Origin of the sequence: Mesorhizobium sp. LNHC229A00 (assembly GCF_000502415.1) — a bacterium.
In the GTDB taxonomy this organism is placed as follows: domain Bacteria; phylum Pseudomonadota; class Alphaproteobacteria; order Rhizobiales; family Rhizobiaceae; genus Mesorhizobium.
Genome location: NZ_AYWQ01000005.1, coordinates 242,474 through 255,147, shown reverse-complemented (window position 1 = coordinate 255,147; position 12,674 = coordinate 242,474). Strand labels below are relative to the sequence as shown.

Annotated in this window: 16 protein-coding genes; 12 read left to right on the top strand and 4 right to left on the bottom strand. The window is 64.2% G+C overall.

What is annotated here, in order from left to right; genetic code table 11:
• Positions 1-160 (bottom strand): site-specific integrase (locus X742_RS1000000172320; protein WP_198019201.1); only part of this gene is annotated, 160 nt, incomplete at its 3' end.
• 114 nt (positions 161-274) lie between these two features.
• Between X742_RS1000000172320 and rimM the strand changes: the two genes are divergently transcribed.
• Together rimM and trmD are read left to right on the top strand one after the other, a co-directional pair.
• Positions 275-874 (top strand): ribosome maturation factor RimM, encoded by a 600-nt coding sequence (rimM, locus tag X742_RS157295; RefSeq protein ID WP_023771905.1) that lies wholly within the window; start codon positions 275-277, stop codon positions 872-874.
• Positions 871-1,569: a tRNA (guanosine(37)-N1)-methyltransferase TrmD gene (gene trmD, locus X742_RS157300; protein WP_023771904.1), complete on the top strand. Its 699-nt coding sequence runs from the start codon at positions 871-873 to the stop codon at positions 1,567-1,569. Before rimM ends, trmD begins: the two co-directional genes overlap by 4 nt.
• Here the strand turns inward: trmD and X742_RS157305 are convergent.
• Positions 1,551-2,303 (bottom strand): sulfite exporter TauE/SafE family protein, encoded by a 753-nt coding sequence (locus X742_RS157305; RefSeq protein WP_023771903.1) that lies wholly within the window; start codon positions 2,301-2,303, stop codon positions 1,551-1,553. The two genes, trmD and X742_RS157305, sit on opposite strands and share 19 nt — an antisense overlap.
• Positions 2,304-2,641: 338 nt before the next feature.
• Between X742_RS157305 and rplS the strand changes: the two genes are divergently transcribed.
• From rplS to leuC, 7 genes are all read left to right on the top strand, one after another.
• A complete protein-coding gene (gene rplS, locus X742_RS157310) occupies positions 2,642-3,193 on the top strand; it encodes a 50S ribosomal protein L19 (RefSeq protein ID WP_013892267.1) in 552 nt (183 codons plus the stop codon).
• 156 nt (positions 3,194-3,349) lie between these two features.
• Positions 3,350-3,763, top strand: a complete 414-nt coding sequence (locus X742_RS157315) for an organic hydroperoxide resistance protein (RefSeq protein ID WP_023771902.1) — start codon at positions 3,350-3,352, stop codon at positions 3,761-3,763.
• Positions 3,760-4,260: a MarR family winged helix-turn-helix transcriptional regulator gene (locus X742_RS157320; RefSeq protein WP_023771901.1), complete on the top strand. Its 501-nt coding sequence runs from the start codon at positions 3,760-3,762 to the stop codon at positions 4,258-4,260. The genes X742_RS157315 and X742_RS157320 overlap by 4 nt, the downstream gene beginning before the upstream one ends.
• Positions 4,261-4,428: 168 nt before the next feature.
• Positions 4,429-5,226: a transporter substrate-binding domain-containing protein gene (locus X742_RS157325; RefSeq protein WP_023771900.1), complete on the top strand. Its 798-nt coding sequence runs from the start codon at positions 4,429-4,431 to the stop codon at positions 5,224-5,226.
• 98 nt (positions 5,227-5,324) lie between these two features.
• Complete coding sequence (locus X742_RS157330) at positions 5,325-6,134, top strand: amino acid ABC transporter permease (RefSeq protein WP_023771899.1); 810 nt, start codon at positions 5,325-5,327, stop codon at positions 6,132-6,134.
• Between the two features lie 56 nt (positions 6,135-6,190).
• Positions 6,191-6,826, top strand: coding sequence for a class I SAM-dependent methyltransferase (locus X742_RS157335; protein ID WP_023771898.1), 636 nt, complete (start codon positions 6,191-6,193; stop codon positions 6,824-6,826).
• A 255-nt stretch (positions 6,827-7,081) separates the two neighbouring features.
• Positions 7,082-8,491, top strand: a complete 1,410-nt coding sequence (gene leuC, locus X742_RS157340) for a 3-isopropylmalate dehydratase large subunit (protein WP_023771896.1) — start codon at positions 7,082-7,084, stop codon at positions 8,489-8,491.
• Between the two features lie 36 nt (positions 8,492-8,527).
• On the opposite strand, the gene X742_RS157345 is transcribed toward leuC, so the two are convergent.
• Complete coding sequence (locus tag X742_RS157345; RefSeq protein WP_023771895.1) at positions 8,528-8,845, bottom strand: hypothetical protein; 318 nt, start codon at positions 8,843-8,845, stop codon at positions 8,528-8,530.
• Between the two features lie 149 nt (positions 8,846-8,994).
• Between X742_RS157345 and X742_RS157350 the strand changes: the two genes are divergently transcribed.
• Positions 8,995-10,191, top strand: a complete 1,197-nt coding sequence (locus tag X742_RS157350) for a GGDEF domain-containing protein (protein WP_023771894.1) — start codon at positions 8,995-8,997, stop codon at positions 10,189-10,191.
• Between the two features lie 75 nt (positions 10,192-10,266).
• Entirely contained in the window at positions 10,267-11,484 is a 1,218-nt protein-coding gene (locus X742_RS157355) for a GGDEF domain-containing protein (RefSeq protein WP_023771893.1), read from the top strand.
• On the opposite strand, the gene X742_RS157360 is transcribed toward X742_RS157355, so the two are convergent.
• On the bottom strand, positions 11,468-11,830 hold the full coding sequence (locus X742_RS157360) for a hypothetical protein (RefSeq protein ID WP_023771892.1): 363 nt from the start codon (positions 11,828-11,830) through the stop codon (positions 11,468-11,470). The two genes, X742_RS157355 and X742_RS157360, sit on opposite strands and share 17 nt — an antisense overlap.
• A gap of 271 nt (positions 11,831-12,101) precedes the next feature.
• Here X742_RS157360 and X742_RS157365 point away from each other — a divergent pair, with 271 nt between their 5' ends.
• Complete coding sequence (locus X742_RS157365) at positions 12,102-12,527, top strand: hypothetical protein (protein WP_023771891.1); 426 nt, start codon at positions 12,102-12,104, stop codon at positions 12,525-12,527.
• The last annotated feature ends 147 nt before the right edge of the window (positions 12,528-12,674 follow it).

The window sequence follows — 12,674 nt, the reverse complement described above, 5'->3', positions numbered from 1 at the left end:
CGCCGATATGGCCGGTGAGGAAGTGCAGGAACTGGCGTGAATCGCGCTCATACGCTTCGACGGTTGCCGGCGAGAGCCGGCGTTCGCGCGCCAGCATCTTCAGCCAGCTTTCGCGCGCGGCCTGGAGATCGGCTTTTGCCGGTATGAGGAATTCCTGCATGGGTTCTGTTCCGGTTCGCCACCATTTTCCGGCAGCCGGGTTAGGAAGCGGTGAAGAGCCCGTTATTGAAATGACCGCGAGGCGGCGCTAGAGCAGGACAAAGGATTTTCGCCCATGAGCAAGCCGCAGAACCCCGTCCAGATGGCCGTAATCGGCGCCGCGCACGGCATCAAGGGCGAACTCAGGGTGAAAACGTTCACCGGCGAGCCAATGGCGCTGGCGGATTATGGGCCGCTCTACGCCAGGGATGGACGAGCCTTTCAGATAACCGACATAAGGCCTGCCAACACCGTTGTCGTGGTGCGGTTCAAGGGTGTCAGCGACCGCAATGCGGCCGAGGCGCTCGCCGGCACGGAGCTGTTCGTTGATCGCTCGATGCTGCCCGACGATGGCGAGGAGGACGAATTCTACCATGCCGACCTGATCGGGCTGGAGATCCGGGATGATACCGGCGCCGCCATCGGCAAGGTTGTCGCGGTGCACAATTTCGGCGGCGGCGACATTCTCGATGTGACGCTCGCCGGGCGCAAAGGTGTGCTGATCCCGTTCACGCAAGCCGCCGTGCCTGCCGTGTCGGTCGCCGAGGGCTTTGTCCGCGTCGACCCGGTGGCGGCTGGACTGGTCGAGGACGAGGACGGCGAGGCGTCGCGCGAGGAGGATTTCGACCCCAAGGGCCGGCCGCGCGGACCGCGCGACGCCGGGGGCAACCGGTGAGTTTTGCCGCGTCGGTGCTGACGCTCTATCCCGAAATGTTTCCGGGCCCGCTTGGCCTGTCGCTGGCCGGGCGGGCGCTGGAGGCGGGCACATGGTCGCTGGATGCTATACAGATCCGCGACTTCGCCGCCGACAAGCACCGCACCGTCGATGACACGCCGGCCGGCGGCGGCGCCGGCATGGTGATGCGCGCCGATGTCCTGGCGAAGGCGATCGACCATGCCTCGCCGGAGGGCGATTTGCGTCCGCGCCTGCTGATGAGCCCTCGCGGCAAACCACTGACGCAGGCTCGCGTGCGCGAACTCGCCGCCGGGCCCGGTGCCGTCATCCTGTGCGGCCGCTTCGAAGGCGTCGATCAGCGAGTGATCGATGCGCGGGGACTGGAGGAAGTCTCGATCGGCGATTTCATCCTGTCCGGTGGCGAGCCGGCGGCGCTGGTGCTGCTCGACGCCGTGGTGCGGCTGTTGCCCGGGGTGATGGGCAATGCGGTCTCCGGGGACGAAGAGAGTTTCGAAAACGGCCTGCTCGAACATCCGCACTACACGCGACCGCAGGAATTCGAGGGCCGGGAGATTCCCGAAGTGCTGATCTCCGGCAATCACAAGAAGATCGCCGCGTGGCGCCGAGCGCAGTCGGAGACGCTGACGAAAGAGCGGCGACCCGATCTGTTCGGCGATCAGCCTTTGCTGAAGTAGTAAAAAGCCAGGAACAGGCCGACGGCGATGACGAAGCCGCGCACCACGTTCTGCGGTACGCGCTTGGCGATCCAGACGCCGGCATAGCCGCCCAGCGCGCCGCCCGGGATCATGACGATCGCCTCCGGCCAGGCGACGACGCCGCCGGAGACGAAGACGATGATGGCGACCGCCGCGATGACCACGGCCAGCATGTTCTTCAGCGCGTTCAGCCGATGGTAGTCGCCGGCCTGGGTCAGGCCGAGGGTGGCCAGCATCATCACGCCCATGCCGGCGCCGAAGAAGCCGCCATAGATGGCGGTGACGAATTGCGCCAGCGAGCCGGCGAGCGAGCAGACAGCCGCTTCGTGTCCGGGTTTCGGCGCCGGCTTCAGCCAAGGCCCGGCGGCAAACAGTGCCGTCGCGCCCAAAAGCAGCCACGGCACCAAGACGCGAAAGGACGGATTGTCGAGCGCCAGCAGGATCAGGGCGCCGGCTAGCGCGCCGACGGCCGAGATCAGGCAGAGCAGCAGCGCGCCACGCCAGAAGTGCCTGATGTCGGCCCAGTAGGCGAGGGTCGAGGTGATATAGCCGGGGAACTGGGTCACCGAGGAGGTGGCGTTGGCCACGATCGGGGGGACGCCGACCAGTGTCATGGCGCCGAAGGTGATGAAGGTGCCGCCGCCGGCGACCGCATTGGCGGCGCCTGACAGAAAGCCCGCCAGGAAGAGCAGGATGGCGTCGAAGACAGACATGGATGGCCGCCGTGAAGAAGTGTGCTATTCTGGCTTAGGAAGCTTGGTGGACAGACGCAACCCCGCACGGCAGGATTAAGATGGTGCCATGCTGGGAGCCATGCCGGCAAAAAATGCACGGGCAAGGCGTGACAAAGCGCCGAAATAGCTGTATGTGCCCGCCCGTACCGGCAAGAACAAATCTGCCGGACCCGTCAACAATGACGGTGTAGTCGCCCCTGTCCGATGTCTGGGAGACAAATGTCTTGGAGACAAAGGACATAGCCGAGCGGTCAATGGAACTGCAAGGCGAGCGTAGGGCGCTCTGACTGTCGGAAGAACAAGAAGTGGATTTTTAGATGGATCTCATCCGTCAGCTCGAGGCCGAACAGGCCGCCAAGATCGAAGCCAAGCGCAAGCTTCCCGAATTCCAGCCCGGCGACACCGTGCGCGTCCAGGTCCGCGTGACCGAAGGCACCCGCACCCGCGTCCAGGCTTATGAGGGCGTCGTCATCGCCCGCGCCGGTTCTGGCTTCCAGGAAAATTTCACCGTCCGCAAGATCTCCTACGGCGAAGGCGTCGAGCGCGTGTTCCCCGTCTACTCGCCGATGGTCGAAGGCGTCGAGATCGTGCGCCGCGGCAAGGTGCGTCGCGCCAAGCTCTATTACCTGCGCGATCGTCGCGGCAAGTCGGCCCGTATCTCGGAAAACACCGGCGTGCGCGCCCGCAAGCTGAATGATGAGGAGCGCGACGCGCTGAACGCCGAGAAGGCGCGCATCGAGGCCGAGAAGGTCGCAGCCGCCCAGGCACTGGCCGCCGAGACGGCAGCCAAGGAAGCCGCCGAGAAGAAGGCGGCCGCCGAGGCTGAAGCAGCCGCCAAGGCTGCCGCCGAAGCGACCCCGGCCGAATAAGGGTTCGACGAAGAATTTGAAAAAGGCGGCTTCGGCCGCCTTTTTTCGTTTCACCGAATTGTGAACGGGTTCATCCATCGGAGATGGCGGCGGCAATTGACGCCGAATCATATTGTGTACTAAATAATTGTACACAATTTAATTGGAGTATGGAAGATGGCACTCTACACCACGCAGGCCCAGGTGACGGGCGGTCGCGCCGGCCATGGCGAAACCAGCGACGGCCTGCTCAAGGTCGATCTGGCGATGCCCAAGGAACTCGGCGGACCGGGTGGCGCGACCAATCCCGAACAGCTCTTCGCTATCGGCTATGCCGCCTGCTTTGAAAGCGCGATCCGCTTTGTCGCGCGCAAGCAGAAGCTGCCGCTCGAAGATGCCGCGGTAGCGGCCACCGTCAGCCTGCTTCCCAATGGCGAGGGCTTCAAGCTCCGCGTCGCGTTGGCAGCGGAGACGAAAGGGCTTGATCAGGCGACGGCGGAAGCGCTTGTATCGGCAGCGCATCAGGTTTGCCCCTATTCGAATGCCATCAGGGGCAATATCGAGGTGGCGCTTTCGGTAAAGGCGACATGACGACAAAGGTCGAAACGAAAGCCAGAGAAGCCCCGGCGGAGGCCGCCGGGGCGCACCCAGTGCCACGGCTCGATCAACAGCTCTGTTTCGCGCTCTATTCGGCGAGCGGACTAATGACCAAGCTCTACCGGCCGTTGCTCGATCCGCTCGGCCTGACCTATCCGCAATATCTGGTGATGCTGGCGCTGTGGGAACGCGCGCCGAGCACCGTGGGCGACCTTGGCGAAGCGCTCGGCCTGGATTCAGCGACGCTGACGCCGCTGCTCAAGCGAATGGAAGCGGGCGGCCTCGTCACCCGCCGGCGCGATGCCGACGACGAGCGCCGGGTGCTGGTCGAGCCGACGGCCAAGGGCCAGGCGCTGCGCGCGACCATGAAGGATGTGCAGGCGGCGCTCGATTGCGGCATGCCGCTGGAGCGGGCTGAGCTCAAAACCCTTCACGGCACGCTCACCCGCCTTGTCGCGGGATTGCGCGAAGCCGCGACCGAGCAAGATTGATCGCGGCAAGGACTGTCCTCAAAAACCGCCCCCGGAAGCACTGGAATCCACGTCAACGCGCAAGGTCGCAGTGGACCCGTCTTGCAAGGCGCTTGCGGAAAGCTAAAGTCGGCGCCGATTTCTCTGCCGCGCAAGCATCGCGCGGCCAATCATTTCGGGGAGTGTGTCATGACCAAATCGAAAATGCTGCTGGCCGGCCTGTTGGCTCTGGTCCTGGCGCCCGTTGCCGCCTTCGCGCAAGCGCTGCCCGATCTCGGCGGCAAGAAGGTGGTGGTGGTGACCGAAAACGCCTATCCGCCGCTGCAGTTCATCGATGCCAAGACGGGAAAACAGATCGGCTGGGAATATGACGCTATGAACGAGATCGCCAAGCGGCTCAATTTCAAGGTCGAGTACCAGAACACCTCCTGGGATGCGATGATCCAGGCGGTCTCCGACAACCAGTACAACATCGGCATGACCGGCATCACGATCAAGGACGACCGCAAGCAGAAGGTCGACTTCTCCGATCCCTATATGCGCTCGGAACAATTCATGCTGGTGCGCGGCGATGAAAGCCGTTTCACCGACGCCAAGACCTTCGGCGCCTTCAAGGACGGGCTGATTGGCGCGCAGGCCGGCACCACGCCGTTCTACACCGCCGTCTACAGTGTGCTCGACGGCAATGAGCAGAACCCGCGCATCAAACTGTTCGAGACGTTTGGCGCCACCGTGCAGGCACTGAAATCCGGCGACGTCGATGTCGTGCTGACAGACGGCACCGCCGGCAAGGGTTATGTCGATGCTTCGGAGGGTAAGCTGAAGCTGATCGGCGGCCCGCTCGGCACCGAGGATTTCGGCTTCATCTTTCCCAAGGGATCCGACCTCGTGAAGCCGGTCAACGCGGCGATCGCGGCGCTGAAGGCGGATGGCACGCTGGATGCGCTGAACAAGAAGTGGTTCCTTGATTACAAGATGGGGCAGTGAGCCGTCTTGACGCGGGCGGAGCGCGTGAGGGAACTCGCGCTGAGTTTGCGTCTGGGGGACGCCTGGGCGCCATCCTTCGATACTCTTTACGCCGCCTAATGGCAGCCCCCACCATCTCCAAACCCGACTTCCCCTGGTGGCTCGCTGTTGCCGGTATCCTTGCGCTGGCCGCTGCCCTCGCCATCGCCGCCAGCGATCTCTATGCGCAGGTCTTCGCCACTGTCGCCAAGGGCATCGGCATCACCGTCTTCGTGACCGTGATCGCCTTCGTCCTGGCGTCGGTGATCGGCCTCGGCATCGCTTTGATGGGACTGTCGGGTTCGGCCTGGCTGCGGCAGATCGCGCGCTTCTATGTCGAGATCATTCGGGGCGTGCCGATCCTGGTGCTGCTGTTCTGGATAGCCTTTGCCGGCGCGCCGGCCTTCGTCGCGGCCTGGAACGGGCTGACCGCGCCATTGCAGAATGCCGGCGTCCTCGGCGAATTGCTGGTGCGTGACGTGTCGTTGCTGTGGCGCGCCATCATGGCGCTGACCATCGGCTATTCCGCTTTCATCTCCGAGGTTTTTCGCGCCGGCATCCAGTCGGTCGAGAAAGGTCAGATCGAGGCGGCCAAGGCACTCGGGCTTTCGCGCACGCAGCGTTTCCGACTGATCGTGTTTCCGCAGGCCATCCGCACCATTTTGCCGCCGCTCGGCAACGACTTCGTCGCCATGGTCAAGGATTCCTCGCTGGTCTCGGTGCTCGGCGTCGCCGACATCACGCAGATGGGCAAAATCTACGCCGCCGGCTCGTTCCGCTTCTTCGAGACCTATTCGATAACAGCCTACATCTATCTCATCCTCACCGTTGGCCTGTCGCTGGCGCTCAGGGCGCTGGAGCGGCGTTTGCGCCGCCAGCACGAGCGATAGAAGTCCGGCGCGGGCCGGGCTACGATCGCCATGAGACGCTCGGGAGGATGCAGGCGATGAATGTCGACAAGGCCAACGCGGCACTGGATTCGGTCTATTCGGCCGACACACCGGAAGGGCTGGCCAAGGCTTATGCCGACTGGGCAGCGACCTATGACAGCGAGACCGCTTCGCTCGGGTATCTGCTGCCGTTCCTGATCACCGCCTGGGTGGCGCGACATGTGCCGGCGGGCGAAGGCCCGCTGCTCGATGCCGGCTGCGGCACCGGCCTGTCGGCGCCGTCGCTGAAGGCGCTGGGCTACGGCGAGATCGCCGGGCTCGACCTCTCCGACGACATGCTCAAGATCGCCGGCAGCCGCAATGCCTACAGGGATTTGAAAAAGGCGATGCTCGGCGGTCCGCTGCCCTGGCCGGACGGGCACTTTCGCGCCTTCTTCTCCACCGGTGTGTTCACCATCAGCCATGCGCCGGCCACCGGCCTGCGCGAGCTTGTCCGCATCACTCGAAAGGGCGGCCACGCCATCTTCACCGTGCGCGACCAGGTGTTTGAGAGCGGCGGATTCCAGGCCGTGTCCGACGAATTGGAGCAGGCGAGAAAATGGCGGCCGGTCGAGCAAAGTCCGTGGTTCCGCTGCTATGCGATCGCCGAGCCGGATGCGCTGGTGAAGACTTTTGTGTTCGAGGTGATGTAAGCCGAGGGAAGAAGTGCTGGCGACACGTCGCAATTGCCGAAAAGCCAAAACATTGCTATCTAGCCCGCCATGGAAAAGCTTTTCAGCGATCCGGCCTACAAGGGTTTCGTGCTGCAGGACAGAAAACGCCTGCCGTCGCGCTTTTCCGCGCGCGTGTCCGGCGCCCTGACCAGCCGACTTCGCTGATCCCTGACGGCCGGCCGCGGGCTTGCGGCATCAGCTCTTTCCCATTCTCATATCGACGGATTTACGCACATGAGCGCACCGCGCACCCTCTACGACAAGATTTTCGACGACCATGTCGTCGACCGCCAGGACGACGGCACCTGCCTGCTCTACATCGACCGCCACCTCGTCCATGAGGTGACCAGCCCGCAGGCCTTCGAAGGCCTGCGCATGAGCGGCCGGAAAGTCCGTCACCCGGAAAAGACGCTGGCTGTCGTCGACCACAACGTCTCGACCTCGCCCGAGCGCAAGTTCGGCATCAAGAACGAGGAAAGCCGCATCCAGGTCGAAGCGCTGGCCAAGAACGCCAGGGATTTCGGCGTCGAATATTATTCGGAGAACGATATCCGCCAGGGCATCGTCCACATCATCGGCCCCGAGCAGGGCTTTACCTTGCCCGGCATGACCATCGTCTGTGGCGACAGCCACACCTCCACGCATGGCGCTTTCGGCGCGCTGGCGCATGGTATAGGCACGTCGGAAGTCGAGCATGTACTGGCAACGCAAACGCTGATCCAGCGCAAGGCCAAGAACATGCTGGTGCGCGTCGATGGCGTGCTGCCGGAAGGCGTCACCGCCAAGGACATCATCCTTGCCATCATCGGCGAGATCGGCACCGCCGGCGGCACCGGCTATGTCATCGAATATGCCGGCGAGGCGATCCGTGCGCTGTCGATGGAAGGCCGCATGACGATCTGCAACATGTCGATCGAGGGCGGCGCGCGCGCCGGCCTGATCGCGGCCGACGAGACCACCTTCGCCTATGTCAAGGACAAGCCGCGCGCGCCGAAGGGCGCTGCCTGGGACGCGGCGCTCGAATACTGGAAGACGCTGCAGACCGACGAAGGCGCGCATTTCGACAAGGTGATCGTGCTCGACGCGGCCAAGCTGCCGCCGATCGTCTCCTGGGGCTCCTCGCCCGAGGATGTCGTCTCCGTGCAGGGCATCGTGCCGAACCCGGAAGACATCACCGACGAGAACAAGCGCACCTCCAAGCTGCGAGCGCTCGACTATATGGGCCTGACGCCGGGGACGAAGATCACCGACATCACGCTCGACCGCGTCTTCATCGGCTCCTGCACCAACGGTCGTATCGAGGATCTGCGCGCCGTCGCCAAGGTGGTCGAGGGCAAGACGGTCAGCCCGCATGTCGATGCCATGATCGTGCCGGGCTCCGGCCTGGTCAAGGAGCAGGCCGAAGCCGAGGGGCTGGACAAGATCTTCCGCGCCGCCGGGTTCGACTGGCGCGAGCCGGGCTGTTCGATGTGCCTGGCCATGAACGACGACCGGCTGAAGCCGCATGAGCGCTGCGCCTCGACCTCGAACCGCAATTTCGAGGGCCGCCAGGGCTTCAAGGGCCGCACCCACCTGGTGTCGCCGGCCATGGCGGCGGCGGCGGCGATTGCCGGCCACTTCGTCGACATTCGCGACTGGAAATAAGCCAGGCTGGACTTGACCCGAACCTTGCGGCTCGGGTCAAGTCTTCCTGTCGCGCCGGATGAGTTCGTGGAATTCCTCGCGGCGACCAGGTTCGTCCGCCGCGACCACGAGCGCCAACTGCTCTTCGTCGAAGAGCTTGAACCACTCGTCCCATTCGACAAGCTCATAGCCGCCGGCGTTGACGGGCCGTTCCGGCTGGTCCTGGTCCTGATAGGCGTGCTGGCCGAAGACCAGCCTAAGCATGGGCTGCGTCCCAGCCTCTGGCGATATGTCGACGATTGCGGGAAAGCCGGCACGCCCGGCAGCCCATGAACGGATTGCATCGTGGTCGGTCAATGTGATCGTGTCGGCCATGGCCTGCTCCTGGATTGTGGATTCAGGAACGCTTCCGACAGCACCGGGTTCCCGCAAACATACGGCGCCGACAGCCCAGGCTTAACGGCTTGTTTGGGCTTGCCCGATAAGGTCTTCCGCGACGTCAGCAGAGGGGAAGTCACGGTCCTTTGGACACCGGCCTGTTCATAGCGTTGCTCAATCCGACGATCGCGCTGGCGCTCGGCGCGGCCTTCCTCATGCTGTGGTTCCACCAGCGTCATCGCCCCTATCTGGCCGTGCTGGCGCTCAGTTACTGCGTCTCGGCGCCCGGCTTCCTGTTCCAATATTTCACCTTGCCCATCGGTGTGACGCTGACCAAGCTGGTCTCGAACCTCTGCTTCACCATCGCCGCCTGTTGCCTGTCCGGCGCCATCATCGCCCGCTACGGCAGGAAGGTGCCCGGCGCGGGGATCGCCGTGCTGGCGGGCGGCGGCCTTGCGGCATTCGCGTGGTTCCTGTTCGTCACCCCGGATCTCACCTGGCGGATCCTGGCGATGAATTTCGGTTTCGGCGGCGTCAGCCTGCTCGTCGCCGCCGAACTGCGTCCGGTGCGCAACAATGGTCCGACAGAAAAGATCCTGTTTGTGCTGTCGCTGCTGTCCAGCGTCAATTTCTTCGTGCGCACCCTGGCGGTCGTCATCGCGCACGGGCCCTTCGCCAGCTATGACGGTTTCTACGGCTCGTCCTACTGGACGACGGCGCTGCTGTCGCACGCGCTGCTGTCGCTGCTGATCGCGCTTTGCCTCTTCACCGCCGCCGCGCTCGACGTGATGAAGGCGCTGAAGACCGAGACCCATACCGATCCGCTTTCGGGGCTGCTCAACCGCCGGGGTTTCGAGGAGCGCGCCGCCATGCTGCTGCAGCGTTGCGCCGCGGCCAAATTCCCGGTGGCGCTGGTGCTGGCCGACCTCGACCATTTCAAGGCGCTCAACGATATGCACGGGCATGCCGCCGGCGACCGCGTGATCGCGGATTTTGCCGGGAAGCTGCGCTCGGCCACGGGAGCACGAGGTGCCGCGGGGCGCATCGGCGGCGAGGAATTCGCCGTGCTTTTGCCGCTGACCGATCTCGCCGCGGCGCGGCTGTTCGCCGAGGCGGTGCGCACACTCTATTCGGCTGGCGGCGTCGACGGGCTTCCCGCCGGCACCAAGGTCACCGCCAGCTTCGGCGTGGCGGCCCGCAGCGGCGAGGAGACGCTGGAACCGTTGATGAGACGGGCCGACGAGGCGCTTTACAAGGCCAAGAAAAACGGTCGCGACAGCGTGCGCCTCTCCTATGAGCGACCGGAGACGGTGTTCGTGCCGGAGCCGCTCAGGGCCAGCTGACCGCCGCGTCCGCGCTTCGCGTTAACGTCTTTTTCGCCCGTCGATGTTTAGCTGTCGGCGGGGGTCTGAGGATAGATGAGCGGCGCCAACTTCATCCTGTTGATCAATCTGGCGATTGCCGGCCTGCTGGCGGCATCCTTCATGGCTGTCTCGTTCCACGATGCCGGCCGCGCGCCGGCGCGCTGGCTGGCGTCAGCCTATGTCCTCGGCGTGGTCTATTCAGCGATCGAATTCAGCATTCCGGCCTTCAACGATGCGCGGCTTCCCGTGGTTACGGCCTTTGCCGTCTTCCTCGGCGCCACCATAGCCTTCAACGGCGGACTTGCCCGCAAATATGGCGTGGCGCCGCCATGGACGCCGATGCTGTTCTTCCTGGCCGCAACCACCATCGCGGTCTATTTCGTGCAGGATCTGCCGCGCCAGTCGCTCACCCGCATCATGGCCTACCAGCTGCCCTACGCCGCCATGCAGTTCGTTGGCCTTGGCATCGTCTGGACGTCCAGGCAAAGCCGCGGTCGGCTCGATCTGATCTTGATGGCGGTGCTGGCGGCCAGCGGCCTGCAGTTTGCCTCAAAGCCGTTCATCGCGCATGCGCTCGGCGGCTGGGGCGCCAATCCGCAGGCCTATCTGCAAAGCAGCTATGCGCTGGTGTCGCAGTCGCTGGGCACTGTCTTTGCCTTGGCGCTGGCGCTGCTGACGCTGGGCATTCTCGTTCGCGATGTGCTTGCCGAAGTGACGTCGAAGTCGGAGGTGGACACGCTGTCGGGCCTGCTCAACCGTGGCGGCTTCACGCGTCATGCGGAACTGGCCGTACACGACGCCAGGCGCCTGGGCGTGCCGGTGGCGATGGTCATCGCCGATCTCGATCATTTCAAGTCCGTCAACGACAGCTTCGGCCATGCGTCCGGCGACCGGGTGATCGAGGCCTTTGCCGGCCTGCTGCGAGAAGCGGCCGAGGGCCATCACGTGCTTGGCCGCATCGGTGGCGAGGAGTTCGCCGTTGTCCTGACAGGCGCCAACCTTGCAGCCGCCCGGCTGTTCGCGGAAGGCACCCGCCACGCCTTCGGCGCATTGCCTATCAGCGGGTTGCCGGCCGACAACCGCTGCACGTCGAGCTTCGGCATTGCCGAGCTCCACGTGAGCGAAGGCTTTTCCGACCTGATGCGGCGCGCGGATGAAGCGCTCTACCTGGCAAAGAACGCCGGGCGCGACTGCGTACGTGTCTCCACCGGGCCAGCCGATGGGCTGGCGGTGGTCAAAATCGGCCAAGCCCGCATCAACGGCAGGGGCTGAGCTCCGGCATTTCGCCGTCGGACAGGCCGTACATATAGGAGCGGCCCTTGACGAACACTGGTGGGCGATAGCAGTCCCCTTCGCCCGATATGTCGTCGGATTCGTCTTGGTAGATCACCTTGGGCTGGCCGGCGCTGGTGTAGTCGGACAATTGCCTGGCCAGCTTGCCTTCGCCGACGATGATGCGCTTGTAGCCGGCTGCGCTGTCGATGACGAGATTGCCGAAGGAATCGGCGTAGACGCGGTCATGATGGCGCAAGCCGGCCTCGGCCGGCGCGGCCACCGTGACGGCAAGCGCTGCCAGCGTGAGGGCCGCGAGGCTTGTCCGCACTGATTTGGTCCGCACTGATTTGGCCCGCTCTGATTTCGACCGCATGTCGCTCTCCCTGTGTCGGCGCGAGAGAGATCGCGCCCCGATCTGATCCGAATCGGAAATTAACCTTTTCTTAACCTTTGTTAAGGGGAGGAGCGGCCCGACGACCGTTTCTTAATGAACATGGTTAATTTCGCGGGCGCCGCCGATGTCCCCAATGGGTCGACATGGCCGGTCTAATCCGGGGTAAACTTGATCTTGGCGCGCCGCGTGGCTAGCGTGCCCGGCCATGAGGGGGCAGCACATGATGTTTGACCGAACGCTTCGGGTGTCGTTCGCTATTCCGCTGCTTCTCGCGGCTGGAGCCTGTGTGCCGGAGGACGGCGCGCCCAAGGCCGCCAACACAGCGACACCCCTGGTGGCGCCTGCCGCTCCCGTCCAGCAACAGTCCGCGCGACCGGCGACCAAGATCACCACCGATCTCACCGCCCCGCGCTTCACCACGGGCACTGCCACCTACAGATGCGGCAATGGCGGCATGATCACCATTCAAAACCTCGGCACGTCGCTGCGCGTGGTCGGCCAGGAGGGCGTCACCGAGGAGTTCGCGGCGTCACCGGCAAACCAGAGCAGCCGGTACCAAGCGGTCACGCATGACGCAATCGTGATCGACGGACGCGAGGCGCTGGTGATGAAGAGGGGGTCCACACCGCGGACCTGCACCCGGTGAGACACAAATCTCGACACGGCCGCGCCCCTATCCAGACATGCTGCACTGCAGCGATATCGAGCCGGCTTCGGCCGCTCCACCCGCTAATCGATTGAAGCCGTATCCGACCTTTTAGTCAGACTAAATTACGTTTTCGAAACGGTTTTC

Coding starts and splice junctions, on each gene's coding strand:
- rimM (WP_023771905.1), top strand. CDS start 275: ATGAGCAAGCCGCAGAACCCCGTCCAGATGGCCGTAATCGGCGCCGCG.
- X742_RS157305 (WP_023771903.1), bottom strand. CDS start 2,303: ATGTCTGTCTTCGACGCCATCCTGCTCTTCCTGGCGGGCTTTCTGTCA.
- rplS (WP_013892267.1), top strand. CDS start 2,642: ATGGATCTCATCCGTCAGCTCGAGGCCGAACAGGCCGCCAAGATCGAA.
- X742_RS157315 (WP_023771902.1), top strand. CDS start 3,350: ATGGCACTCTACACCACGCAGGCCCAGGTGACGGGCGGTCGCGCCGGC.
- X742_RS157320 (WP_023771901.1), top strand. CDS start 3,760: ATGACGACAAAGGTCGAAACGAAAGCCAGAGAAGCCCCGGCGGAGGCC.
- X742_RS157325 (WP_023771900.1), top strand. CDS start 4,429: ATGACCAAATCGAAAATGCTGCTGGCCGGCCTGTTGGCTCTGGTCCTG.
- X742_RS157330 (WP_023771899.1), top strand. CDS start 5,325: ATGGCAGCCCCCACCATCTCCAAACCCGACTTCCCCTGGTGGCTCGCT.
- X742_RS157335 (WP_023771898.1), top strand. CDS start 6,191: ATGAATGTCGACAAGGCCAACGCGGCACTGGATTCGGTCTATTCGGCC.
- leuC (WP_023771896.1), top strand. CDS start 7,082: ATGAGCGCACCGCGCACCCTCTACGACAAGATTTTCGACGACCATGTC.
- X742_RS157345 (WP_023771895.1), bottom strand. CDS start 8,845: ATGGCCGACACGATCACATTGACCGACCACGATGCAATCCGTTCATGG.
- X742_RS157355 (WP_023771893.1), top strand. CDS start 10,267: ATGAGCGGCGCCAACTTCATCCTGTTGATCAATCTGGCGATTGCCGGC.
- X742_RS157365 (WP_023771891.1), top strand. CDS start 12,102: ATGATGTTTGACCGAACGCTTCGGGTGTCGTTCGCTATTCCGCTGCTT.